The 23,283-nt window shown below is 60.9% G+C and carries 23 protein-coding genes; 17 read left to right on the top strand and 6 right to left on the bottom strand.

What is annotated here, in order from left to right; genetic code table 11:
• Positions 1–4 precede the first annotated feature (4 nt).
• Together prlC and AD670_RS00345 are read left to right on the top strand one after the other, a co-directional pair.
• A complete protein-coding gene (gene prlC, locus AD670_RS00350) occupies positions 5–2,056 on the top strand; it encodes an oligopeptidase A (protein ID WP_053127356.1) in 2,052 nt (683 codons plus the stop codon).
• Positions 2,053–2,325, top strand: a complete 273-nt coding sequence (locus AD670_RS00345; protein WP_027608125.1) for a YheV family putative zinc ribbon protein — start codon at positions 2,053–2,055, stop codon at positions 2,323–2,325. The genes prlC and AD670_RS00345 overlap by 4 nt, the downstream gene beginning before the upstream one ends.
• A gap of 114 nt (positions 2,326–2,439) precedes the next feature.
• On the opposite strand, the gene AD670_RS00340 is transcribed toward AD670_RS00345, so the two are convergent.
• Positions 2,440–3,096: a tyrosine-protein phosphatase gene (locus AD670_RS00340; RefSeq protein ID WP_053127354.1), complete on the bottom strand. Its 657-nt coding sequence runs from the start codon at positions 3,094–3,096 to the stop codon at positions 2,440–2,442.
• A 274-nt stretch (positions 3,097–3,370) separates the two neighbouring features.
• On the opposite strand from AD670_RS00340, the gene AD670_RS00335 reads away from it, so the two are divergent.
• The 6 genes from AD670_RS00335 to AD670_RS00310 all read left to right on the top strand — a co-directional run bounded on the left by AD670_RS00335 (position 3,371) and on the right by AD670_RS00310 (position 10,941).
• Positions 3,371–4,123, top strand: a complete 753-nt coding sequence (locus AD670_RS00335) for a gluconate 2-dehydrogenase subunit 3 family protein (RefSeq protein ID WP_053127352.1) — start codon at positions 3,371–3,373, stop codon at positions 4,121–4,123.
• A 2-nt stretch (positions 4,124–4,125) separates the two neighbouring features.
• Entirely contained in the window at positions 4,126–5,910 is a 1,785-nt protein-coding gene (locus tag AD670_RS00330) for a GMC family oxidoreductase (RefSeq protein ID WP_053127350.1), read from the top strand.
• A 12-nt stretch (positions 5,911–5,922) separates the two neighbouring features.
• Entirely contained in the window at positions 5,923–7,221 is a 1,299-nt protein-coding gene (locus AD670_RS00325; protein WP_053127349.1) for a cytochrome c, read from the top strand.
• 70 nt (positions 7,222–7,291) lie between these two features.
• Positions 7,292–8,350 carry a PA0069 family radical SAM protein gene (locus AD670_RS00320; RefSeq protein WP_053127347.1) on the top strand — a complete coding sequence of 353 codons (1,059 nt, stop codon included), beginning with the start codon at positions 7,292–7,294 and terminating at the stop codon, positions 8,348–8,350.
• 226 nt (positions 8,351–8,576) lie between these two features.
• Positions 8,577–9,308, top strand: a complete 732-nt coding sequence (locus AD670_RS00315; protein WP_027608119.1) for a carbonic anhydrase — start codon at positions 8,577–8,579, stop codon at positions 9,306–9,308.
• 85 nt (positions 9,309–9,393) lie between these two features.
• Positions 9,394–10,941: a SulP family inorganic anion transporter gene (locus AD670_RS00310; protein WP_053127345.1), complete on the top strand. Its 1,548-nt coding sequence runs from the start codon at positions 9,394–9,396 to the stop codon at positions 10,939–10,941.
• 68 nt (positions 10,942–11,009) lie between these two features.
• Here AD670_RS00310 and AD670_RS00305 read toward each other — a convergent pair whose 3' ends face one another.
• Positions 11,010–11,657: a hypothetical protein gene (locus AD670_RS00305; protein ID WP_053127343.1), complete on the bottom strand. Its 648-nt coding sequence runs from the start codon at positions 11,655–11,657 to the stop codon at positions 11,010–11,012.
• Positions 11,658–12,024: 367 nt separating this feature from the next.
• On the opposite strand from AD670_RS00305, the gene coxB reads away from it, so the two are divergent.
• From coxB to AD670_RS00285, 4 genes are read left to right on the top strand one after another with little or no spacing between them, the layout of a single operon-like run.
• Positions 12,025–13,152, top strand: coding sequence for a cytochrome c oxidase subunit II (gene coxB / locus AD670_RS00300; protein WP_053127341.1), 1,128 nt, complete (start codon positions 12,025–12,027; stop codon positions 13,150–13,152).
• Between the two features lie 58 nt (positions 13,153–13,210).
• On the top strand, positions 13,211–14,800 hold the full coding sequence (gene ctaD / locus AD670_RS00295) for a cytochrome c oxidase subunit I (protein ID WP_017849006.1): 1,590 nt from the start codon (positions 13,211–13,213) through the stop codon (positions 14,798–14,800).
• 33 nt (positions 14,801–14,833) lie between these two features.
• On the top strand, positions 14,834–15,385 hold the full coding sequence (locus AD670_RS00290) for a cytochrome c oxidase assembly protein (RefSeq protein WP_053127339.1): 552 nt from the start codon (positions 14,834–14,836) through the stop codon (positions 15,383–15,385).
• 35 nt (positions 15,386–15,420) lie between these two features.
• Positions 15,421–16,308, top strand: coding sequence for a cytochrome c oxidase subunit 3 (locus AD670_RS00285; RefSeq protein WP_053127337.1), 888 nt, complete (start codon positions 15,421–15,423; stop codon positions 16,306–16,308).
• A gap of 6 nt (positions 16,309–16,314) precedes the next feature.
• Here the strand turns inward: AD670_RS00285 and AD670_RS00280 are convergent, their stop codons facing one another.
• Positions 16,315–16,518 (bottom strand): twin transmembrane helix small protein, encoded by a 204-nt coding sequence (locus tag AD670_RS00280; protein ID WP_053127335.1) that lies wholly within the window; start codon positions 16,516–16,518, stop codon positions 16,315–16,317.
• 44 nt (positions 16,519–16,562) lie between these two features.
• On the opposite strand from AD670_RS00280, the gene AD670_RS00275 reads away from it, so the two are divergent.
• Genes AD670_RS00275 through AD670_RS00255 form a run of 5 tightly spaced genes read left to right on the top strand, consistent with a single transcriptional unit; the run spans position 16,563 to position 20,486 of the window.
• Positions 16,563–17,327, top strand: a complete 765-nt coding sequence (locus tag AD670_RS00275) for an SURF1 family protein (protein WP_053127333.1) — start codon at positions 16,563–16,565, stop codon at positions 17,325–17,327.
• On the top strand, positions 17,293–17,877 hold the full coding sequence (locus AD670_RS00270; protein ID WP_053127331.1) for a hypothetical protein: 585 nt from the start codon (positions 17,293–17,295) through the stop codon (positions 17,875–17,877). Before AD670_RS00275 ends, AD670_RS00270 begins: the two co-directional genes overlap by 35 nt.
• 10 nt (positions 17,878–17,887) lie before the next feature.
• Positions 17,888–18,967 (top strand): heme A synthase, encoded by a 1,080-nt coding sequence (locus tag AD670_RS00265; RefSeq protein WP_053127329.1) that lies wholly within the window; start codon positions 17,888–17,890, stop codon positions 18,965–18,967.
• Positions 18,955–19,854, top strand: coding sequence for a heme o synthase (cyoE, locus tag AD670_RS00260; protein ID WP_053127327.1), 900 nt, complete (start codon positions 18,955–18,957; stop codon positions 19,852–19,854). Before AD670_RS00265 ends, cyoE begins: the two co-directional genes overlap by 13 nt.
• The gene (locus AD670_RS00255; RefSeq protein ID WP_053127325.1) at positions 19,851–20,486 is read left to right on the top strand and encodes an SCO family protein; all 636 of its coding nucleotides are present in this window, start codon (positions 19,851–19,853) and stop codon (positions 20,484–20,486) included. Before cyoE ends, AD670_RS00255 begins: the two co-directional genes overlap by 4 nt.
• A gap of 82 nt (positions 20,487–20,568) precedes the next feature.
• Here AD670_RS00255 and AD670_RS00250 read toward each other — a convergent pair whose 3' ends face one another.
• The 3 genes from AD670_RS00250 to AD670_RS00240 are packed head-to-tail and all read right to left on the bottom strand — an operon-like array spanning position 20,569 to position 23,075.
• Entirely contained in the window at positions 20,569–21,342 is a 774-nt protein-coding gene (locus tag AD670_RS00250; protein WP_053127323.1) for a MetQ/NlpA family ABC transporter substrate-binding protein, read from the bottom strand.
• A 51-nt stretch (positions 21,343–21,393) separates the two neighbouring features.
• Positions 21,394–22,068 (bottom strand): methionine ABC transporter permease, encoded by a 675-nt coding sequence (locus AD670_RS00245; RefSeq protein WP_053127321.1) that lies wholly within the window; start codon positions 22,066–22,068, stop codon positions 21,394–21,396.
• On the bottom strand, positions 22,068–23,075 hold the full coding sequence (locus tag AD670_RS00240; RefSeq protein ID WP_053127319.1) for a methionine ABC transporter ATP-binding protein: 1,008 nt from the start codon (positions 23,073–23,075) through the stop codon (positions 22,068–22,070). The genes AD670_RS00245 and AD670_RS00240 overlap by 1 nt, the downstream gene beginning before the upstream one ends.
• Positions 23,076–23,283 lie beyond the last annotated feature (208 nt).

The following is a 23,283-nucleotide window of genomic DNA, read 5'->3' as shown; positions in this document are numbered from 1 at the left end:
AACCGTGAGCGCGAACAACCCTCTTCTGCAGTCCTACGACCTGCCGCCGTTCTCGGCGATCCGTGCCGAACACGTGCAGCCGGCCATCGAACAGATCCTCGCCGACAACCGTGTTGCCATCGAAGGCATCCTGCAAAGCCAGGGTAAAAACCCGACATGGGCCGGTCTGGTGCTGGCCATGGACGAATTGAATGATCGCCTGGGCGCCGCCTGGAGCCCGGTCAGCCATCTCAATGCCGTGTGCAACAGCGCCGAGCTGCGCGAAGCCTACGAGGCGTGCCTGCCGGCGTTGAGCGCCTACTCCACCGAGATGGGCCAGAACCGCGCGCTGTTCCAAGCCTTCGAGGCCCTGGCCAACAGCCCGGAAGCCGCCGGTTTCGACGTGGCGCAAAAAACCATCCTTGAACACTCCCTGCGCGACTTCCGCCTCTCGGGTATCGACTTGCCGCCTGAGCAGCAAAAACGTTACGCCGAAGTGCAGAGCAAGCTGTCCGAGCTGGGCAGCAAATTCTCCAACCAACTGCTGGACGCCACCCAGGCGTGGACCAAGCACGTCACCGACGAAACCACCCTCGCCGGTCTGACCGATTCGGCCAAGGCGCAGATGGCCGCTGCCGCGCAGGCCAAAGGCCTCGACGGTTGGCTGATCACCCTGGAGTTTCCGAGCTACTACGCGGTCATGACCTACGCCCAGGACCGCGCCCTGCGTGAAGAAATCTACGCGGCCTACTGCACCCGTGCGTCAGACCAGGGCCCGAATGCCGGTCAGAACGATAACGGCCCGGTGATGGAACAGATCCTCGACCTGCGTCAGGAGCTGGCCAAACTTTTAGGTTACGCCTCGTTCTCCGAGCTGAGCCTGGCCACCAAGATGGCCGAGTCCAGCGACCAGGTGCTGAGCTTCCTGCGTGACCTGGCCAAGCGCAGCAAGCCGTTCGCTGCCCGGGACCTGCAACAGCTCAAGGCCTACGCCGCCGAACAAGGCTGCGCCGACCTGCAAAGCTGGGACAGCGGTTTCTACGGCGAAAAGTTGCGAGAGCAACGCTACAGCGTGTCCCAGGAAGCCCTGCGCGCCTACTTCCCGATCGATAAGGTGCTGGGCGGCCTGTTCGCCATTGTGCAGCGTTTGTACGGTATCGAGATCGCCGAGCAAAAAGGCTTCGACACCTGGCACCCGGATGTTCGCCTGTTTGAAATCAAGGAAAACGGCCAGCACGTCGGCCGCTTCTTCTTCGACCTGTATGCCCGCGCCAACAAGCGTGGCGGTGCCTGGATGGACGGCGCGCGCGACCGCCGCCGCACCATCGACGGCGTGCTGCAAAGCCCGGTGGCGAACCTGGTGTGCAACTTCACTCCGGCCGACAGCGGCAAGCCCGCCCTGCTGACCCACGATGAAGTGACCACCCTGTTCCACGAATTCGGCCACGGCCTGCATCACCTGCTGACCCGCGTCGAGCATGCCGGTGTGTCCGGTATCAACGGCGTGGCGTGGGATGCGGTGGAATTGCCGAGCCAGTTCATGGAGAACTGGTGCTGGGAGCCGGAAGGCCTGGCGCTGATCTCCGGCCACTATGAAAGCGGCGAGCCACTGCCCCAGGACCTGCTGGAAAAAATGCTCGCGGCGAAGAACTTCCAGTCCGGCTTGATGATGGTGCGCCAGTTGGAATTCTCGCTGTTCGATTTCGAATTGCATGCCACCCATGGCGATGGCCGTAGCGTGGCCCAGGTGCTCGAAGGCGTGCGCGATGAGGTGTCGGTGATGCGTCCTCCGGCCTACAACCGTTTTCCCAACAGCTTTGCGCACATCTTTGCCGGCGGTTATGCCGCGGGCTACTACAGCTACAAATGGGCCGAAGTGCTGTCGGCGGATGCCTTCTCCAAATTCGAAGAAGACGGCGTGCTCAATGCCGAGACCGGCCGTGCCTTCCGCGAGGCGATCCTGGCGCGCGGCGGTTCCCAGGCGCCGATGGTGCTGTTCGTCGACTTCCGCGGACGTGCCCCGTCGATTGACGCACTCTTGCGCCACAGCGGCCTGAGTGAGGACGCAGCAGCATGAGTGAAGGGCCTGTGATTACCAAAAAGCAATTTATCGCCGGGGCGGTCTGCCCGGCGTGCAGCGAGCCGGACAAGTTGAAGATGTGGACCGAGGACAGCGTGCCGCATCGCGAATGCGTGGCCTGCGGGTATACCGATACGCTGAATGATCAAGGTCTGTCGGTGCCCAAGGAATTGGGCACGCGGGTCAATACATCGGCGTTGAAAGCGCCGGACCCGAAGGTGCAGGCGGTGCAGTTTTTTCCTAACCCGAAGCTGAAGAAAGACTGAAGAAACCGCACAACCCCCCTGTAGGAGCGAGCTTGCTCGCGAAGAATCAGAGAGCGCCGCGTTCCTCCAGAAGGCCTGCGTCATCGTTAACGTTCTTCGCGAGCACGCTCGCTCCTACAATGGTTTCTCCTTCTGGCTTGATGTATCGAGCCAGCCGTTCATGGAACACAGGGCAAACGCGCTGGTGCTGCAATCGCCATTCGCCAAGGCTGTGCGCAACTTGTCGATATCGGCCTTCATCATGTAGCGAACGCCATCCTTGAAGCCGTTACTGGTGCCGAAACCGCCCAAGGTCATCTCGTTCAGCGCCTCCTCCTTGCTCCAGCCCTGAATCACCACACGGTACATCGCCGCCATCAGGCCGGTGCGGTCAGAGCCGTGCTTGCAATGCATCAGCACCGGGCCATTGGCCTCCGCTTCCTTGATCGCCCTCAGTGCCGCCAGTACGTCGGCATCATCCACATGATTGGTGCGATAACTCAACTGAACCTGACGAATGCCGGGAGCCTTCAGCCAGTCGCTATCGGGCTCGGGCAGGAAGTTGATCACGGTGCCGATCTTGAGCTGTTCCAGCAACGGCGCTGCACGGCTGTCCGGTAGTGCGCTGCGATAGAGCGTGGGCGTCATTTGATGCAGGTTGTAGCGGTCGCCTACGGGTTGGGCCCATTCGGGGGAGCGAATGGACACAGCTTCATCGGCCTGCGCAAACGCCGTATTGAACAGTGCCATAAGCGCCAGGCCGAGGGCCGGCAACCAGTGATGCTTGAACATGGGCGACGCATCCATAGGGGAAATGGGTTGATAGCGCCCAGAGTCAGTTACAGAGGGTCAAGGAGGTGTGAGGTGCCCGTCAAAGAATCGTGAATCCTTAATCTTTAGTCGCTGAAACGATTCTCTCGATGCTTAGGCTGCTATCATTTGTAACTATTGTTTGCTGCTGCGCTCTATCCCCTTGGATCACCTGGATCCAATTCGCCGCTCGACAAAGCCAAGCCACTCCCTAGAAGCGGCTGACAACCCCGTGACCACATGATGAGGTGCCACCATGTCTGATCAAGATCAAGACAACCCCCGGCGTGACTTTCTGCGCAAATCCTTGACCTTGATCCCGGTGGTCACGGTTGCCAGCACCGGCCTTGGCGGTTCGATGCTGATGGCGACGCCTGCGCCGGTCGAGGCCGCGCCGGCTAAGCCTGTAGCCAGCGAAAAGGCCTACGAGCCAAGCTATTTCACTGCCGAGGAATGGGCGTTTATCAACGCTGCCGTCGAGCGTCTGATCCCGGCCGATGCCCAAGGCCCCGGTGCCCTGGAAGCCGGCGCGCCGGAGTACATCGACCGTCAGATGAACACGCCGTATGCCAGCGGCGCCCTGTGGTTCATGCAAGGTCCGTTTAATGCCGATGCTCCACCGGAGATGGGCTGGCAGAGCAAATTGGTGCCCAAGGACATCTATCGCCTGGGTATTGCCGCGACGGATGCCTGGTCGAAGGCGTTCAACGGCAAAGCTTTTGCTGCGCAAGACAGCGCTACCCGAGACGATATGTTGCGGCGCCTGGAGGCGGGTGGCAGTGAAGTCACGGCACATTTTGACGCAGTGCCACCGAAGATGTTCTTCAACCTGCTGCTGCAAAACACCAAGGAAGGGTTCTTCTGCGACCCGATCCATGGTGGCAACAAAGGCATGGTCGGCTGGACCATGATCGGCTTCCCCGGCGCCCGCGCCGACTTTATGGATTGGGTGGAACGCAACGAGCAATACCCCTTCCCGGCAGTTTCCATCCGCGGCGAGAGGGCATAAACGTGGCGACCATCATGAAGAAAGTGGATGCGGTGATTGTCGGCTTCGGCTGGACCGGCGCGATCATGGCCAAGGAGCTGACGGAAGCTGGCCTCAGCGTGCTGGCGCTGGAGCGCGGTCCGATGCAGGACACTTACCCGGACGGCAACTATCCCCAGGTCATCGACGAACTGACCTACAGCGTGCGTAAAAAACTCTTCCAGGACATCTCCAAGGAGACGGTGACGATTCGCCATAGTGTGAATGACGTTGCCTTGCCTAACCGTCAGCTCGGCGCGTTTTTGCCGGGTAACGGCGTGGGCGGTGCGGGCCTGCACTGGTCGGGCGTGCATTTTCGTGTCGACCCTATTGAGTTGCGCATGCGCAGCCATTACGAAGAGCGCTACGGCAAGCATTTCATTCCCAAGGACATGACCATCCAGGACTTCGGCGTGAGCTACGAAGAGCTGGAGCCGTTTTTCGACTATGCAGAAAAAGTCTTCGGCACCTCTGGCCAGGCCTGGACCGTGAAAGGCCAGGTGGTGGGCGAAGGGCGTGGCGGTAACCCTTATGCGCCGGACCGTTCCAACCCGTTTCCGTTGGAAGCGCAAAAGAACACAGTCTCCGCACAGCTGTTTCAGAAAGCGGCCGCCAGCGTCGGGTATAAGCCCTACAACCTGCCGTCAGCCAATACCTCGGGGCCTTACACCAACCCCTACGGCGCGCAGATGGGCCCGTGCAACTTCTGCGGTTTTTGCAGCGGTTACGTGTGCTACATGTACTCCAAGGCCTCGCCGAACGTGAACATCCTGCCGGCGCTGCGCCAGGTGCCGAATTTTGAGCTGCGGCCTAATTCCCACGTGCTCAAGGTCAATCTGGACAGCACCAAGAGCAAGGCCACTGGCGTGACCTACATCGACGCCCAAGGCCGAGAGTGCGAACAACCGGCAGACCTGGTGATCCTCGGCGCGTTCCAATTCCACAACGTGCGGCTGATGTTGCTGTCGGGCATCGGTAAGCCGTACGACCCGATTACCAATGAGGGTGTGGTGGGCAGGAACTTCGCTTATCAGAACATGGCCACCATCAAGGCGTTCTTCGACAAGGACACCCACACCAACAACTTTATCGGTGCTGGCGGCAATGGTGTGGCGATCGATGACTTCAACGCCGACAACTTCGACCACGGCCCGCATGGGTTTGTGGGGGGCTCGCCGATGTGGGTCAACCAGGCGGGCAGCCGGCCGATTGCCGGTACGTCCAACCCGCCCGGCACACCGGCCTGGGGCAGTGCCTGGAAGCGCGCCACCGCCGATTACTACACCCACCAGGTGTCGATGGATGCTCACGGTGCCCATCAATCCTACCGGGGTAACTACCTGGATCTGGACCCGGTCTACCGCGATGCCTACGGCCTGCCGTTGCTGCGTATGACGTTCGACTGGCAGGAAAACGACATCAAGATGAACCGCTTCATGGTCGAGAAAATGGGCAAGGTCGCCGAAGCGATGAACCCCAAGGCGATTGCGGTGCTCGGCAAAAAAGTCGGTGAGCACTTCAACACCGCGTCGTACCAGACCACCCACCTCAACGGTGGCGCGATCATGGGGACCGACCCGAAAACCAGTGCGTTGAACCGCTACTTGCAGTGCTGGGATGTACACAACGTGTTTGTCCCCGGCGCATCCGCTTTCCCACAGGGCCTGGGCTACAACCCTACCGGCCTGGTGGCGGCATTGACCTACTGGTCGGCCCGGGCGATCCGCGAGCAGTACCTGAAAAACCCCGGCCCACTGGTTCAGGCATAAGGAGCGATGACCATGAAAGCATTTGTTATCGCGACGTTTGCCCTGCTCAGCAGTTGCTCGATCAGTGCCGCTGAAACCGACCTGATCAAGCAGGGCGAATACCTGGCCCGCGCCGGCGACTGCGTGGCCTGCCACACCGCCAAGGGCGGCAAACCATTCGCCGGGGGCCTGCCAATGGAAACGCCCATCGGTGTGATCTATTCCACCAACATCACCCCGGACAAGACCGGCCTGGGCGACTACAGCTTCGAGGACTTCGACAAGGCCGTGCGTCACGGCGTCGCCAAGAGTGGTAGTACGCTTTACCCGGCGATGCCCTACCCGTCTTATGCGCGCGTCAGCGAAAGCGATATGCGGGCGTTGTATGCGTACTTCATGAAGGGCGTGGAGCCGGTCGCCCAGGAGAACAAGGCCAGCGACATTCCGTGGCCGTTGAGCATGCGTTGGCCGTTGGCGGCGTGGCGCTGGATGTTTGCCCCGGAGGTGGCGGATAAACCGGCCGTGGCGGGTGCAGACCCAGTGATCAGTCGCGGCGCCTACTTGGTGGAAGGCCTTGGCCACTGTGGCGCGTGCCATACACCACGCGCCCTGACCATGCAGGAAAAAGCCCTGAGCACGACTGACGGCAATGCCTTTCTGTCCGGCAGTGCGCCACTGGAAGGCTGGATCGCCAAGAGCCTGCGCGGCGACCACAAGGACGGTCTTGGCAGTTGGAGCGAGGAGCAACTGGTGCAATTCCTCAAGACCGGTCGCAGTGATCGCAGTGCCGTGTTTGGCGGCATGAGCGATGTGGTCGTCCATAGCATGCAGTACATGTCGCAAGACGACCTGACCGCTATCGCGCGTTACCTCAAAAGCCTGCCGGCGGTGGACCCGAAAGACCAGCCGCACCAGTATGACAAGCAGGTGGCCGAGGCGCTGTGGAAGGGTGATGACAGCAAGCCCGGCGCGTCGGTGTATATCGACAACTGCGCGGCCTGTCACCGTACCGATGGCCATGGTTATACGCGGGTGTTCCCGGCACTGGCGGGCAATCCGGTGCTGCAGACGGCGGATGCCACGTCGCTGATCAACATCGTGTTGAACGGCGGCACGTTGCCGGCCACTCACACGGCGCCGTCGACCTTTACCATGCCGGCGTTCGCCTGGCGTCTGTCGGACCAGGAAGTGGCGGATGTGGTCAGTTTCATTCGTGGCAGTTGGGGCAATAAAGGTGCGCCGGTGAAAGCCGGCGAAGTAGCGGACCTGCGCAAGAACGACATGCGCACCACCTCGGGCGATGACCTCGGGCAGGTCACACAAAAGCACTGACCGCCAAACGGCACTGGTCAGGAACCGTGCGCCTCGATACTGTATATAAAAACAGTATTGAGGCGCCTTCATGTCTACTCCGTTGCCGCCCCGTGGTCGGGGCACGGCCACCAACCTGCATAACCGCTTTGCGCCCACCATCAGCGTGGCGGAGGACGACGGCTGGTACCAGGAAGTACCGCCCACCCAGGGCACCGAAGTGCGCATCGAGACGGCCAAGACCATCATCACCCGCAACAACTCGCCGGACCTGCCGTTCGATCGCTCCATCAATCCCTATCGTGGCTGCGAGCATGGCTGCATCTACTGCTATGCGCGGCCCAGCCACGCTTATTGGGACATGTCGCCGGGGCTGGATTTCGAAACCAAGCTGATCGCCAAGAGCAACGCGGCCGACGTGCTGGAGCAGCAGCTATCGAAGCCGGGCTATGTGTGTGCGCCGATCAACCTGGGCTCTAACACCGACCCGTACCAGCCCATCGAGCGTGAATACAAGATCACCCGGCAGACGCTCGAAGTGCTGCTGCGCTATCGGCACCCGGTCACGATCATTACCAAGGGGTCGTTGATCCTGCGCGACCTCGACCTGCTGGCTGAGCTGGCCAGGCAGCGCCTGGTAGCGGTGATGATCAGCCTCACCAGCCTGGACGACGAACTCAAGCGCATCCTGGAACCGCGCACGGCGGCGCCCAAGGCGCGGTTGCGGGCGATACGGGTGATGCGCGAGGCCGGTATCCCGGTGGGTGTGCTGTGCTCACCGATGATCCCGATGATCAATGACAGTGAGTTGGAGAGCCTGCTCACCGAGGCGCACGCCGCCGGTGCCCAGAGTGCGGCGTACATGATGTTGCGCCTGCCCCTGGAGGTGGCGCCGCTGTTTGAGGAGTGGCTGGCGGCGCATTACCCGCAGCGTGCGGCCCATGTGATGAGCCTGGTGCGCCAGGTGCGCGGTGGTGAGGTGTATGACAGCCGCTTCGGCGTACGCATGCGCGGTGAGGGGCCGTTTGCCGACCTGCTGGCCCAGCGCTTCAGCAAGGCGATCAAACGCCTGGGGCTGAATCGGCGAGAAGGCTTCAATCTGGATTGCACGGCGTTCTGTCCACCGGGCAGGCAGATGGCATTGTTGTAGACTGATGAGGAGGAATGCACCTTCCTTGTAGGAATAGTCGCGTTTTGACATCACTGAAACCCGCGATCTAGAGCGGTTCATTCAGTTTGAGTTAAGTTTCGGTGGTTACCTTGTTCAGCGAGTGACTGATGAGTCGGCAGCCTGGTTTGTGGTTTTTACAACTATTTCACTGGCCTGGCGTCGAACTGACCTGAAAACTCCCCTGCATTAATCAAGAGGATGAATCATGAGTGACAAGGATAAACAGCCGTTGGCTGCGTCGGCTTCAGCCCCTCAGGTGGCGGAGTCTGCCGATGCAGCGCTAAAACATATCGTTGACGGCTTTTTGCATTTCCATCACGACGTCTTCCCGCAGCAGGAAGAACTCTTCAAGAAACTCGCCACGGCCCAGAGCCCACGGGCGATGTTCATTACCTGCGCTGACTCGCGCATCGTGCCTGAGCTGATTACCCAAAGCTCTCCCGGCGATCTGTTCGTGACCCGCAACGTCGGTAACGTGGTGCCGCCTTATGGGCAGATGAACGGCGGCGTTTCCACTGCCATCGAGTACGCCGTACTGGCCTTGGGCGTGCAGCACATCATCGTGTGCGGGCACTCCGATTGTGGCGCCATGCGTGCGGTGCTGAACCCCGCCAGCCTGGAGAAGATGCCGACGGTAAGGGCCTGGCTGCGGCACGCCGAAGTCGCCAAGTCCATGGTCGAGGACAACTGCGACTGTGCCAACGAAGGCGAGAGCATGAAAGTGCTCACCGAAGAAAACGTCATCGCCCAACTCCAGCATTTGCGTACCCATCCCTCGGTGGCGTCGCGCATGGCCAATGGTCAGCTGTTTATCCACGGCTGGATCTACAACATCGAGACCAGTGAAATTCGAGCCTACGATGCTGATCAGTCGGCGTTCCGACCGTTGAGCGGCGAAGGGCCGATTCCTTCCGCGACGCCTAAAGCGCGCTTCTAAAACACTTCCCTGCCGGGTAAAGCGGTGGCTGCCATGGATGCAGCCAGGCTTTGCCGCGCCCGGCGAATGCCTCGGGAGAGCCATCATGCGTGCTGCTCAATTGAAAGCTGTATTACCACGGGAGCTGCTCGCCTCCGTGGTTGTGTTTCTGGTCGCCCTGCCCTTGTGCATGGGGATCGCCATCGCGTCCGGCATGCCGCCGGCCAAGGGCCTGATCACCGGGATTATCGGTGGCCTGGTGGTGGGCTGGTTGGCGGGTTCGCCGCTGCAGGTCAGCGGCCCGGCGGCGGGTCTGGCGGTCTTGGTGTTCGAGCTGGTACGCCAGCACGGGATGATGATGCTCGGGCCGATCCTGCTGTTGGCCGGCTTCCTGCAGCTGGTGGCCGGGCGTTTGCGCCTGGGCTGCTGGTTCCGCGTCACGGCGCCGGCGGTGGTGTACGGGATGCTGGCGGGGATCGGTGTGTTGATTGTGCTATCGCAGATCCATGTGATGCTCGACGGTGCGCCCAAGCCTTCGGGGTTGGATAACCTGGCCGGCTTCCCATCCGCATTGGCGCAGGCTATTCCGACCTTGGGCGGCGGCCTGGGTTGGCAGGCCGGAGTGCTCGGTTTGTCGACGATGCTGGTCATGTACCTGTGGGATAAATTCCGTCCGCAAAGCCTGCGCTTCGTGCCGGGAGCCCTGCTGGGCGTTGGCCTGGCAACGGTGACCAGCCTGGTGCTGGCGCTGCAGGTCAAGCGTGTGGAAGTCCCTGAGAATCTCTCCGATGCTATCGACTGGCTGCGCCCCAGCGACCTGCTGAACCTGGCCGACCCCCAGTTGTTGATCGCCGCATTTGCCGTGGCGTTTATCGCCAGTGCCGAAACCCTGCTGTCAGCGGCTGCGGTCGACCGTATGCACAGCGGCCAGCGTTCTGATTTCGACAAGGAGCTATCTGCCCAAGGTGTAGGCAACATGCTCTGCGGCCTGGTCGGTGCCTTGCCCATGACCGGCGTCATCGTGCGCAGTTCGGCCAATGTCCAGGCCGGTGCCACCACGCGGTTATCAGCGATGTTCCATGGCCTGTGGCTGCTGGGCTTTGTCTTGCTGCTGTCGAGCGTGCTGCAAAGCATTCCGGTGGCGAGCCTGGCGGGTGTGCTGGTGTACACCGGGATCAAGCTGGTGGACATCAAGGCCTTTAAGGCGCTTGGCCGCTATGGACGTATGCCGATGTTTACCTACGCCGCCACCGCGTTGGCGATCATTTTTACCGACCTGCTGACCGGCGTGCTGGTGGGCTTCGGGCTCACGCTGGTCAAGCTGGCGCTCAAGGCCTCGCGCCTGAAAATCAGCCTGATCGACCTGCCACAGGAGGGGGAAATGGAGCTGCGTTTGACCGGAGCGGCGACTTTCCTGAAAGTGCCGGCGCTGACCCAAGTGCTGTCGACCGTGCCTGCGGGCGCTACCGTGCACGTACCGCTGAGCAACCTGAGCTATATCGACCATTCCTGCCTGGAATTGCTGGAGGAATGGGGCCGGGCGAACGCGGCCAAGGGGTCGAGGCTGGTGATTGAGGCGCGTGGGTTGAAGCGCCGGTTGGAAGGCCGCGTCAGGACGACAACGGGGATCGGCTCGGCGCCATCAATCGGCTGAGGGAGCCGGATCAAAATGTGGGAGGGGAAAAGCCCCCTCCCACACTTGTTTTGTGTCTGATTTAAGATTTAAGCCGGCTGATCCAGCGCCAACTCCACTCCAAGCTGTCGCGACAGGCACGGCCAGCGCTTCCACGCGGCTTCAGTCTGCGGGCTTTTCAGCTGTTCGCGGTACGTCTCTACCGACTCCAGCGCAAAGCTGTCTTCGTTGAGCATCTCGTCCACCGCGTGGTGTACGGCTTCATCCAGTTGGTTGGCGAATGCTTCGCCGATCAGTTGATGAGCAATCACGTTGGCCACGGTGGTGTCTGCCGGAATCAACGGCTGGCCGAAGTGCTTGATATACAGATCGTTGACCTCTTCCACCAGCCGATGGGCCAGGTAAGCCTCGTCCAGCAGGCCGTCGAGCCCTTCATGGCCTGCCAGGATCGCGGGCGGTTGCAGGAAGAAATGTTCGGCGATTTTCAGCACCGGCTTGATCTGGCTTTCGATCCCGGCCTCGCGGGCCACGTCGTTGGCGGCGTCCAGCAGGTCCGGCACGAGGTCGATGTAGGCTGTGACAAAGCGGGTCATGACAATGTTGCGGTCACCGTCAGCCAGGGAAATGGCCGAATGCAGGTGCGGCAATTGCTCTTCCAGCTGCTTGGCTAGCTGGCCAGTGCTGGATTCGTGTTGATGGGCAAGGGAAATCTGCTCGCGCAATGCGGCGGTGTTCATGAAAGCTCCAGTGAAGCAGGCGTAGGAATAGGGAGAGCATAAGGTAGCTCGTTTATACGAGCGCCTAAGACGCATTTGTCATAATTATTTCATGGTTATGCGTGTGTGTTATATCGAATTGCCATCGATGCTCGGATAAACGATTCCGCGCCCGGTTTTACTAGCCCTTGCCACTCATTTTCGCTCATTTGCCCCTACACATTGCGGGGTTGCAGTGCGTGTCTATACTCGGTTTTGTACGCGATTAGCTGATGACGCCAGACTGCATAAGCAGGCAAGGCTAAGCGGTTGTAAGCAGTATGGAAGCCGCTCCCTTCGACGCAGGTGCAAACCGGCGGGATAACAAGAACGATAAGGGGAACCCGCAATGACGCGACATCCACATGTTTGGATGGGTCTTCTGTTGTGGTCAGTATTCGGCCAGGCGCACGCCGCCTGGACAACGAATATGGCCCCAGGGGCAACTGAAGTCAGTCACGCTGTGTTTGACCTGCACATGACCATTTTCTGGATCTGTGTGGTGATCGGCATTGTCGTATTTGGCGCAATGTTCTGGTCGATGATCCTTCATCGCCGCTCTACGGGCCAGGTCGCGGCCAAATTCCACGAAAGCACCACCGTGGAAATCCTCTGGACCGTGGTGCCCTTGCTGATCCTGATCGCCATGGCCATTCCGGCGACCAAGACCCTGATCAATATCTACGACAGCACTGAGTCGGATATCGATATCCAGGTCACCGGCTATCAGTGGAAGTGGCACTACAAATACCTGGGCCAGGACGTGGAGTTCTTCAGCAACCTGGCCACGCCTGCCGAGCAGATCCATAACCAGGCCACCAAGGGCGAACATTACCTGCTGGAGGTCGACCAGCCGCTGGTGCTGCCGGTGGGCGCCAAGGTGCGCTTCCTGGTGACGGCCGCCGACGTGATCCACTCCTGGTGGGTGCCGGCCTTTGCGGTCAAGCGTGATGCCATCCCCGGTTTCGTCAACGAGGCCTGGACCCGTGTCGAGAAGCCCGGCATCTACCGTGGCCAGTGTGCAGAGCTGTGCGGCAAGGACCACGGCTTCATGCCCATTGTGGTCGAGGTCAAGTCCAAGGCCGACTACGACACCTGGCTCGGCGAGCGCAAGGCTGAGGCCGCCAAACTCAAGGAGCTGACCTCCAAGGAGTGGACGCTGGAAGAGCTGGTGGCCCGTGGTGACAAGGTCTACCACACCACCTGCGTGGCCTGTCACCAGGCCGAAGGCCAGGGCCTGCCGCCGATGTTCCCGGCGCTCAAGGGTTCGAAAATCGCCACCGGGCCCAAGGAAGGTCACCTGAGCCTCGTCTACCACGGCAAGCCCGGTACTGCGATGGCCGCATTCGGCAAACAGCTCTCGGAAGTGGATATCGCCGCCGTGGTGACCTACGAGCGCAATGCCTGGGGTAACAACAAAGGCGACATGGTCACGCCTAAAGATGTGCTGGCCATCAAGCAGGCGGAAAGCAAATGACTTCTTTCATTGCATATGCCCCGACCCGAACCGCCCACTCGCTTGCAGGAGAACGGCCATGAGCGCTGTGATCGATGACCATGGCCACGCCAGTGACCATGCCCACGGCCCCGCGAAGGGTCTGATGCGCTGGGTGCTGACCACCAACCATAAAGACATCGGCACGATGTACCTGTGGTTCGCGTTCACCATGTTCCTGCTCGGCGGCTCGTTCGCCATGGTGATCCGTGCCGAATTGTTCCAGCCTGGCCTGCAGATCGTCGAGCCGGCGTTTTTCAACCAGATGACCACCATGCATGGCCTGATCATGGTGTTCGGCGCGGTGATGCCGGCGTTTGTCGGCCTGGCCAACTGGATGATTCCGCTGATGATCGGCGCGCCGGACATGGCCCTGCCACGCATGAACAACTTCAGCTTCTGGCTGCTGCCGGCGGCGTTCCTGCTGCTGGTCTCGACCCTGTTCACACCGGGCGGCGGGCCGAATTTCGGCTGGACGTTCTACGCCCCGCTCTCCACCACCTACGCGCCGGAAAGCGTGACGTTCTTCATCTTCGCCATCCACTTGATGGGCATCAGCTCGATCATGGGCGCGATCAACGTGGTCGCCACCATCCTCAACCTGCGCGCGCCCGGCATGACCCTGATGAAGATGCCGCTGTTCGTCTGGACCTGGTTGATCACCGCGTTCCTGCTGATTGCGGTGATGCCGGTGCTGGCCGGCTGCGTGACCATGATGCTGATGGACATCCACTTCGGCACCAGCTTCTTCAGCGCGGCCGGTGGCGGTGATCCGGTGCTGTTCCAGCATGTGTTCTGGTTCTTCGGCCACCCCGAGGTGTACATCATGATCCTGCCGGCGTTTGGCGCCGTCAGTTCGATTATCCCGACCTTCTCGCGCAAGCCGTTGTTCGGCTACACGTCGATGGTCTATGCCACGGCGAGCATCGCGTTTCTTTCGTTTATCGTGTGGGCGCACCATATGTTCGTGGTGGGTATTCCGTTGGTAGGCGAGCTGTTTTTCATGTACGCCACACTCCTGATCGCCGTGCCCACGGGGGTCAAGGTGTTCAACTGGGTCAGCACCATGTGGCAAGGCTCGCTGACTTTCGAGACGCCGATGCTGTTCGCGGTGGCCTTCGTGATCCTGTTCACCATCGGTGGCTTCTCCGGGTTGATGCTGGCGATTGCCCCGGCGGACTTCCAGTACCACGACACCTACTTTGTGGTGGCGCACTTCCATTACGTACTGGTGCCCGGCGCGATCTTCGGCATCTTCGCCTCGGCCTACTACTGGCTGCCGAAATGGACCGGCCACATGTACGACGAAACCTTGGGCAAGCTGCATTTCTGGCTGTCTTTCGTGGGCATGAACATGGCGTTCTTCCCGATGCACTTCGTCGGTCTGGCAGGCATGCCGCGGCGGGTGCCGGACTACAACCTGCAGTTCGCCGACTTCAACATGGTCTCGTCGATTGGCGCGTTTATGTTCGGCGCCACGCAGATCTTCTTCCTGTTTATCGTGATCAAGTGCATCCGTGGCGGCCCGCCGGCGCCGGCCAAGCCGTGGGATGGCGCCGAAGGCCTGGAGTGGAGCGTGCCTTCGCCCGCGCCATACCACACCTTCACCACCCCGCCGGAGGTCAAATGAACACGCTGATCGCATTCGCTTCAGGGGGATGTCATGGCTGACTCCGTGCCCCTCAAGCGCCTGGTGACCCGCCTGCTGATCCTGGTGGTGGCGATGTTCGCCTTCGGCTTTGCCCTGGTGCCGATCTACGACGTGATGTGCAAGGCGTTCGGCATCAACGGCAAGACGGCCGGGCAGTACGAGGGCGAGCAGGTCGTCGACCTCACGCGCCAGGTGCGGGTGCAGTTCCTGTCCACCAATGCCATCGACATGGTCTGGGATTTTTATGCCAAGGCTGACGAGGTGGTGGTCAACCCCGGCGCAGTCACGGAGATGCTGTTCGTGGCCTACAACCCTACCGATAAACCGATGACCGCCCAGGCGGTGCCGAGCATTTCCCCGGCCGAGGCGGCGATGTACTTCCACAAGACCGAATGTTTTTGCTTCACCCAGCAAGTGCTGCAGCCAGGCCAGCGCATCGAGATGCCGGTGCGTTTTATTGTCGACCGCGACATGCCCAAGGATGTGAAGCATTTGACCCTGGCGTACACGCTGTTTGATATCACTGCGCGCCAACCGCCGGTGGCTGTCCGTACCGGCGGCTAGCTACTGTTTGCCCGCTCAATCAGGAGAGCGAATACATGTCGACTCATGATACGTACTACGTACCAGCGCAAAGCAAATGGCCGATAATTGCCACGATTGGCATGCTGGTCACCGTGTATGGCCTGGCCGTGTGGTTTAACGATCTGAAGGCTGCGCGCCCGGAATCCCACGGCCCATGGATATTCTTTGTTGGCGGCCTGCTGCTGGCCTACATGCTGTTCGGCTGGTTTGGCGCGGTCATCAAGGAAAGTCGCGCCGGTTTGTACAGCGCGCAAATGGATCGCTCGTTTCGCTGGGGCATGACGTGGTTCATCTTTTCCGAGGTGATGTTCTTTATCGCGTTCTTCGGTGCGCTGTTTTATGTGCGGCATATGTCTGCGCCCTGGTTGGCCGGTGAAGGCTCGAAGGGCATCGCGCATATGCTGTGGCCGAGTTTCGAGTTCGCCTGGCCGCTGCTCAACAACCCCGATCCCAAGCTGTACCCCGCGCCGGAAGGCACCATCAGCCCGTGGGGCCTGCCGTTGGTCAACACGATTTTGCTGGTCAGCTCCAGCGTGACCATCACCATCGCCCACCATGCCCTGCGCAAAGGCCATCGCGGCGCGTTGAAGATCTGGTTGGCGATTACCGTGCTGCTGGGCTTGGCGTTCCTGGGGTTCCAGGCCGAGGAATACATCCACGCCTACAAGGAGCTGGGGCTGACCCTGGGCTCCGGCGTGTATGGCGCGACCTTCTTTATGCTCACGGGTTTTCACGGTGCCCACGTGACCATCGGCACCATCATTCTGTTTGTGATGCTGATGCGCATCCTGCGCGGGCACTTCAATGCCGAGCATCAGTTCGGCTTCGAGGCGGCCAGTTGGTATTGGCACTTTGTGGATGTGGTGTGGATCGGGCTGTTTTTCTTCGTCTACGTGCTGTGAGGTGATTTACCACGGCGCGTGAGACACCAACTGGCCGCTGAAAAAGCCCCAGGCGATCAAGGCCACGGTGATCACGGCCAGTACGACACGCACGGTCAAGGCAGTGACGAGGCGGTTGGAGTGGCCCTCGTCCTTGACCAGAAAGAACAAGCCACTGAACAGGCTCACGACGGTCGCGATCAGCATCAGGGCAATGGCTGCTTTGAGCATGGTCTGGTTCCTGGCTTGGGTGGGCATTGAGGGATGGGCGGGCAATGAAAACAAGTATAGCCAGCGCCATGAAACGCTTTCGTCCAGGTATCGCACCGACCTTAGTGGTGATGATTCTGCTGCCGTTGATGGTGGGCTTGGGTTTCTGGCAACTGTCGCGCGGCCATGAGAAGCAGTTGCTGGTGGACAGTTATGCCGAACGCCGCGTGGCTGAGCCGATCAGCAGTGTGCAGCTCGGTGACATGGCGGACCCTGCCTTTCGCCGCGTGCATCTGCGCGGGCAATTAGATGCCGAGCACAGCGTATTGCTGGATAACCGCATGCGTGACGGCAAGGCCGGTGTCGAGTTGCTGCAACCCTTTCATGACCAGGCCAGCGGCCTGTGGCTGTTGCTCAATCGCGGCTGGCTGCCCTGGCCGGACCGGCGTACTCCACCCGCCTTCAGCACCCCTGAACAACTGCTGAATATTGACGCCTGGGTGTACGTCGCGCCCGGCGAAACCTTCCAGTTGCATGCGGACCCTGCGACTGCGCAGTGGCCGCGTTTATTGACCGCGCTGCACCCCGCCGCACTCTGGGCTGAGCTGGGCCGCCGCGGTTTTGCCTACGAGCTGCGTGCCGAAGCCGGCCCTGCAATGTACGAAACCACCTGGCCCATCGTTGCCATGGGCCCGGAAAAACACCTGGCCTATGCAGTGCAATGGTTTGCCATGGCGTTGGCGCTGCTGGCGCTTTACCTCTACCTCGGATGGCACAACACAAAGGAGAAGCACCATGGGAGCGGCCATGAATCCACTCAACATGTCTGAGATGCCCGATCGGCGTAAAGGCCGCTGGCAGTTGCTGCTGATCCTGCTGATGGTGATCGGCCCGATGGCGCTGGCCACCTTCATGTACAAACTGCAGTTCTGGGTGCCGGACAGCCGCAGCTACCACGGCGAACTGATCGGCAACGGTCAGACCCGCGCCGATATCGGCGTGCAGGCCGACGAACAGCGCTGGCAGTTGCTGGTCACCGCCCCCACGGCGTGCGCTGCGGATTGCCAGCAACTGGTGTACCTCGCACGCCAATTGCAGATCGGCCTGGGGCGCGACGCCTCGCGCGCCAGCCATGCCCTGGCCAGTGCGCAACCGGTCGGTGCCGACTATGACGCCAAGTTGAAGGTCGAATACCCGCAATTGCAGCGCTACTCGCTGGACCTCTCGACCTTCACCAAAAACGCCGTTGCGCCGGGCGAGGCGCAGCTGTGGATCGTCGATCCCCACGGCAACCTGGTGCTGCGCTACGACACCAAGGTCAAGGGCAAGGACTTGCTCAATGATCTGCGCCACCTGCTGAAACTGTCGAACATCGGATAAGGGCATCGTCATGGCCAAACCTGGATTTCGCCTCGCGTTATTTGCCACCTTGCTTGCGCTGATTGTCGTGCTGCTCGGCGCCTATACCCGCCTGACCCACGCCGGCCTGGGCTGTCCGGATTGGCCGGGCTGCTATGGGTTTATCAGCGTGCCGCAAAGCGAGGCCCAACTGGCCCATGCCGAATTGCATTTCCCCGATACGCCGGTGGAGGCCGACAAGGGATGGGCCGAGATGACTCATCGCTATTTCGCCGGCACCCTGGGCCTGTTGATTGTGCTATTGGCGGCGCGTTCGTGGAGCCATCGCCGTGACCCGGGCCAACCGGTGAAGTTGCCGTTGTTTGTGTTGGCAGTGGTGTTTGCCCAGGCGGCATTTGGCATGTGGACGGTAACGTTGAAGCTCTGGCCGCAGGTCGTGACGGGCCATCTACTGGGCGGCTTTGCGACCTTGAGCCTGCTGTTTTTGCTGACCTTGCGCATGTCCGGCGTGCTGCCCGCGTTGATCGTGCCCAAGCGTCTGCAATATTGGGCGACGGCGGGACTGGTGCTGGTGATCGGGCAAATCGCGTTGGGCGGCTGGGTGAGCTCCAACTACGCGGCCGTGGCCTGCGTCGACCTGCCAACCTGCCATGGCGCGTGGTGGCCGGCGGCTGACTTTGCCAATGGCTTTCACCTGACTCAGCATATCGGGCCGAATTACCTCGGCGGCCAGCTCGACAGTGAAGCGCGCACCGCCATCCACGTGACCCACCGCGTGGGTGCAGTGCTGGTCACCCTGGTGCTGCTCGGCCTGGCCTGGCAGTTGCGCGCCGTGGGCATGACGCGGCTTGCGGGCCTGCTGTTGATCGCCTTGGCCGCGCAAGTCAGCCTGGGCCTGAGTAATGTGTATTTCGGCCTGCCGCTGCCGGTGGCGGTCGGCCATAACGCCGGTGGCGCTGCGCTGCTGCTGACGCTGGTGCTGGTCAATTATCACGCGCGCACCAGTCTGGTCCGGGTGCGTGATCAACTGCTCTTCGGCTGGCGGTTCAGCCCGCGCAAACACGTATCCGGCCTCATCACCCTTAAAGGAGAGATGCCATGGCGACCTTGATCGGCGCGCGTCAGGGCCAGGCGATCTGGCGCGATTACCTGGAGCTGACCAAGCCGAAAGTGGTGGTGTTGATGCTCATCACCTCCCTGGTGGGCATGTTCCTCGCCACGCGTGCAGGCGTGCCGTGGACGGTGCTGGTGTTCGGCAATCTGGGCATTGCCCTGTGTGCGGGCGGCGCGGCGGTGGTCAACCATGTGGTGGATCGGCGGATTGATTCGGTGATGGCGCGCACCCATAAGCGACCGTTGGCGCAGGGGCGCGTTTCGCCTGTCGCGGCATTGGCCTTTGCGTTGTTTCTGGCTGTGGCGGGTCTGGCCTTGCTGCTGGCGTTCACCAATCCTTTGGCGGCATGGCTGACGCTGGCTTCATTGCTGGGGTACGCGGTGATCTACACCGGTTTTCTCAAGCGCGCGACACCGCAGAATATTGTGATCGGTGGCCTGGCCGGCGCGGCGCCGCCGCTATTGGGGTGGGTTGCTGTCACGGGGCATGTCAGCGCGGAGCCGCTGCTTCTGGTGCTGATCATCTTCGCCTGGACCCCGCCGCACTTCTGGGCCCTGGCCATCCACCGCAAGGAGGAATACGCCAAGGCCGACATCCCGATGCTGCCGGTCACCCACGGCGAGCACTACACCAAGGTGCATATCCTGCTCTATACCTTCGCGCTGTTGGCGGTGAGCCTGATGCCCTACGTGATCCACATGAGCGGCCCGCTGTACCTGGCGTGCGCGCTGTTGTTGGGTGCACGCTTTCTGCAATGGGCCTGGGTGCTGTACCGTGGCGCTCAGCCGCACGCGGCGATCAACACCTTCAAGTACTCTATCTGGTACTTGTTCCTGCTGTTTATCGCCCTGCTCGTAGACCACTACTTACTGTTGAACCTATGACTCGAACTCAAAAAACCGTCTTTATCCTGGTGGCCATTGTCGCGTTGATCATGGGCCTGACCGTTAATAAAGTGCTGTCGGGCAAGGGCCAGGGCGACCCCACTGCGCTGATCGACGCCGGCATCATCCTGCTGCCGCAAAGCCGTCAGCTGCCGCCGGTGAGCATGACCAACCAGGACGGCCAGCCGGTGCTGGTCAACGAGTTGCAAGGCAAATGGAGCCTGCTGTTCTTCGGCTACACCTTCTGCCCTGACATCTGCCCGACCACCCTCGCCCAACTGCGCCAGATCAAGAGCGAGTTGCCTAAAGAGGCTGTGGATAAGTTTCAGGTGATCCTGGTCAGCGTCGACCCGAACCGCGACACCCCGACTCAGCTCAAGCAGTACCTGGGTTACTTCGACCCGCAGTTCCAAGGCCTTACCGGTGCGAATGTGGGCGACGTGCAGAAGGTCTCGAATGCCGTGAGCATCCCGTTCATCCCGGCAGACACCAGCAAGCCCAACTACACCGTCGACCACAGCGGCAACCTCGCGCTGATCGGCCCGGATGGTACCCAGCGTGGGTTTATCCGTGCGCCGCTGAACAACCAGAAGCTGGTGGCGCAACTGCCAGGGTTGTTACAGCGCAAGTAACAGTCAGCACACAACACATGTGGGAGGGGGCAAGCCCCCTCCCACATTTTTTGATCTCCAGAGTGTTGGAGACCGAGTCGGATCAGAACGCCGGCAGGATCGCGCCTTTGTACTTCTCTTGGATGAATTGCTTCACCTCAGGGGTGTGCAGGGCTGCAATCAGCTTTTTCATCGCGTCCGAATCCTTGTTGTCTTCGCGGCTCACCAGGATGTTCACGTAAGGCGAGTCATTGCCTTCGATCACCAGGGCGTCCTTGGACGGGTCCAGCTTGGCTTCCAGGGCGTAGTTGGTGTTGATCAGCGCCAGGTCGACCTGGGTCAGCACGCGCGGCAGGGTGGCGGCTTCGAGTTCGCGGAACTTCAGGTTTTTCGGGTTTTCGGTGATGTCCTTGATGGTCGACAGGATGTTGGTCGGGTCCTTCAGGGTGATCAGGTTGTGCTTGGCCAGCAGTAACAGCGCGCGGCCGCCGTTGGTGGCGTCGTTCGGGATCACCACGTTGGCACCGTCAGGCAGGTCTTCCAGTTTTTTGTACTTGCTGGAGTAAGCGCCCAGGGGCTCCAGGTGCACAGCGCCGACGCTCACCAGGTGAGTGCCCTTGGCCTTGTTGAACTCATCCAGGTATGGCTGGTGCTGGAAGAAGTTCGCGTCCAGGCGCTTTTCCGCTACTTGGACGTTGGGCTGGACGTAGTCAGTGAACACTTTGACTTGCAGGTCCACGCCTTCTTTAGCGAGGGCAGGCTTCACGAATTCCAGGATTTCCGCGTGGGGCACCGGCGAGGCTGCGACTTTCAGGGTGTCGGCGGCGTGGGCGGAAAACGCGGCAACGGCGGCGAAAGCAACCAGTAGTTTTTTCATCCAACAAGCTCCTTGTTCGGGCATGTGCCGGCTTTTGACCGGCAATGGCCGTTATTTTCGAGAAAAATGCACCACCAGCTTGTCGCCGACGGTTTGCAGAATTTGCACCAGGATCAACAGCATCACCACAGTGACTACCATCACATCGGTCTGGAAACGCTGGTAACCGAAACGGATCGCCAAGTCACCCAGGCCGCCGGCACCGACGACACCGGCCATGGCCGTGTAGGACACCAGTGTAATCGCCGTCACCGTGATCGCCGCGAAGATGCCAGGGCGTGCTTCGGGCAGCAGCGCATTGATGATGATCTGGCGGGTGCTGGCGCCCATGGACTGGGTGGCTTCGATGATGCCGCGGTCCACTTCACGCAAGGCGGTTTCCACCAGGCGCGCGAAGAATGGCGTGGCACCCACCACCAGCGGCGGGATCGCCCCCGCTACGCCCAGCGAGGTGCCGGTGATCAGCACGGTGAACGGGATCATTACGATCAACAGGATGATGAACGGCAGCGAGCGCAGGATATTCACGATCAGTGACAGCAGCGCATACAGGCCTTTTTGCTCAAACAGCTGGCGCGGGCTGGTCAGGAACAGCAGTACGCCCAAGGGCAGGCCCAGTACCACGGTGAAGAACAGCGAACCGAACAGCATGATCATGGTGTCGCCGGTGGCGAGCCAGATTTCCGACCAGTCGATATTGGCGAAGAAACTCAAGAGAACGTCCATTAGCGCAGCACCTCCATGTGGACGTCTGCGGCGGTGAAGCGGGCAAAGGCCGCTTCCATGTCACCGCCGGTGACCGCCAGGGTCAATTGCCCGTAGGGGATGTCTTTGATGCGGTCGATGCGGCCGGCGAGGATGCTGTAGTCCACCCCCGTTTCGCGGGCGACAGTGCCCAGCAGTGGCGCGTAGGTCGCTTCACCCTGGAACGTCAGACGCACGATGCGACCCGGTACATGGGCGAAGTCATCACGCTGCTCGCCTTCATCGACCTGCTCGGCTTCCTGCACAAAACGCTTGGTGGTCGGGTGCTTGGGGTGCAGGAACACGTCAGCCACCGAGCCTTGCTCGACGATCACACCGGCATCCATCACAGCGACCTGGTCGCATACGCGGCGGATCACATCCATTTCATGGGTGATCAGCACGATGGTCAGCTTCAGCTCGCGGTTGATCTCGGCCAGCAATTGCAGGACCGAGGCGGTGGTTTGCGGGTCGAGGGCGCTGGTGGCTTCGTCGCACAGCAGGATCTTTGGCTTGGTCGCCAGGGCGCGGGCGATGCCGACGCGCTGCTTCTGGCCGCCAGACAACTGCGCCGGGTACTTCTTGGCGTGGTCCGACAGGCCGACGCGGGCGAGTAGCTCGGCGACACGTTGGTCGATGTCCTTGCGCGACAATTCGCCGGCCAGGGTCAGTGGCAGGGCCACGTTGTCGGCAACGGTCTTGGAAGCCAGGAGGTTGAAGTGCTGGAAGATCATCCCGACCTGCTGACGGAAACGGCGCAGGCCGTTGGCGTCCAGGGCGGTGACTTCTTCGCCGTCCACCGTGATCTGGCCGCCGCTGGGCTCTTCCAGGCGGTTGATCAGGCGCAGCAGCGTGCTTTTACCGGCACCCGAGTGGCCGATCAGGCCAAATACCTGGCCGTTTTCGACGCGCAGGCTGGTCGGGTGCAGTGCGGGAATATCCTTACCGGCGACGCGGTAGGTTTTATGGACGTTTTGAAACTCGATCACGTAGCGAACCTTGTGGGGCGCATTGAAAAGGGATCAGCGGTTAGCCGGGCGCGCATTTTAGCCTGTCCGTATAGCGTTTCTTAGCATTTATTTCGCATTCAACCAGTGATTTGGCAATAACGCGATCAAAGGTCACAAAAAAGGAACGGTGCAAAACCGTGTCAGTCACTACTTAAGCAACTCGATTTCCCAGGTGCCGTGCCTGGGG

Source organism: Pseudomonas sp. MIACH (genome assembly GCF_001269925.1).
In the GTDB taxonomy this organism is placed as follows: domain Bacteria; phylum Pseudomonadota; class Gammaproteobacteria; order Pseudomonadales; family Pseudomonadaceae; genus Aquipseudomonas.
The sequence above is the reverse complement of the archived record's forward strand: the minus strand, read 5'-3'. Positions and strand labels throughout refer to the sequence as shown.

Bases quoted from the DNA above. Each gene is read 5' to 3' on its own strand.
- AD670_RS00345 (WP_027608125.1), top strand. From the start codon at position 2,053: ATGAGTGAAGGGCCTGTGATTACCAAAAAGCAATTTATCGCCGGGGCG.
- AD670_RS00340 (WP_053127354.1), bottom strand. From the start codon at position 3,096: ATGTTCAAGCATCACTGGTTGCCGGCCCTCGGCCTGGCGCTTATGGCA.
- AD670_RS00335 (WP_053127352.1), top strand. From the start codon at position 3,371: ATGTCTGATCAAGATCAAGACAACCCCCGGCGTGACTTTCTGCGCAAA.
- AD670_RS00325 (WP_053127349.1), top strand. From the start codon at position 5,923: ATGAAAGCATTTGTTATCGCGACGTTTGCCCTGCTCAGCAGTTGCTCG.
- AD670_RS00320 (WP_053127347.1), top strand. From the start codon at position 7,292: ATGTCTACTCCGTTGCCGCCCCGTGGTCGGGGCACGGCCACCAACCTG.
- AD670_RS00315 (WP_027608119.1), top strand. From the start codon at position 8,577: ATGAGTGACAAGGATAAACAGCCGTTGGCTGCGTCGGCTTCAGCCCCT.
- AD670_RS00310 (WP_053127345.1), top strand. From the start codon at position 9,394: ATGCGTGCTGCTCAATTGAAAGCTGTATTACCACGGGAGCTGCTCGCC.
- AD670_RS00305 (WP_053127343.1), bottom strand. From the start codon at position 11,657: ATGAACACCGCCGCATTGCGCGAGCAGATTTCCCTTGCCCATCAACAC.
- coxB (WP_053127341.1), top strand. From the start codon at position 12,025: ATGACGCGACATCCACATGTTTGGATGGGTCTTCTGTTGTGGTCAGTA.
- ctaD (WP_017849006.1), top strand. From the start codon at position 13,211: ATGAGCGCTGTGATCGATGACCATGGCCACGCCAGTGACCATGCCCAC.
- AD670_RS00290 (WP_053127339.1), top strand. From the start codon at position 14,834: ATGGCTGACTCCGTGCCCCTCAAGCGCCTGGTGACCCGCCTGCTGATC.
- AD670_RS00285 (WP_053127337.1), top strand. From the start codon at position 15,421: ATGTCGACTCATGATACGTACTACGTACCAGCGCAAAGCAAATGGCCG.
- AD670_RS00280 (WP_053127335.1), bottom strand. From the start codon at position 16,518: ATGCTCAAAGCAGCCATTGCCCTGATGCTGATCGCGACCGTCGTGAGC.
- AD670_RS00275 (WP_053127333.1), top strand. From the start codon at position 16,563: ATGAAAACAAGTATAGCCAGCGCCATGAAACGCTTTCGTCCAGGTATC.
- AD670_RS00270 (WP_053127331.1), top strand. From the start codon at position 17,293: ATGGGAGCGGCCATGAATCCACTCAACATGTCTGAGATGCCCGATCGG.
- AD670_RS00265 (WP_053127329.1), top strand. From the start codon at position 17,888: ATGGCCAAACCTGGATTTCGCCTCGCGTTATTTGCCACCTTGCTTGCG.
- cyoE (WP_053127327.1), top strand. From the start codon at position 18,955: ATGGCGACCTTGATCGGCGCGCGTCAGGGCCAGGCGATCTGGCGCGAT.
- AD670_RS00255 (WP_053127325.1), top strand. From the start codon at position 19,851: ATGACTCGAACTCAAAAAACCGTCTTTATCCTGGTGGCCATTGTCGCG.
- AD670_RS00250 (WP_053127323.1), bottom strand. From the start codon at position 21,342: ATGAAAAAACTACTGGTTGCTTTCGCCGCCGTTGCCGCGTTTTCCGCC.
- AD670_RS00245 (WP_053127321.1), bottom strand. From the start codon at position 22,068: ATGGACGTTCTCTTGAGTTTCTTCGCCAATATCGACTGGTCGGAAATC.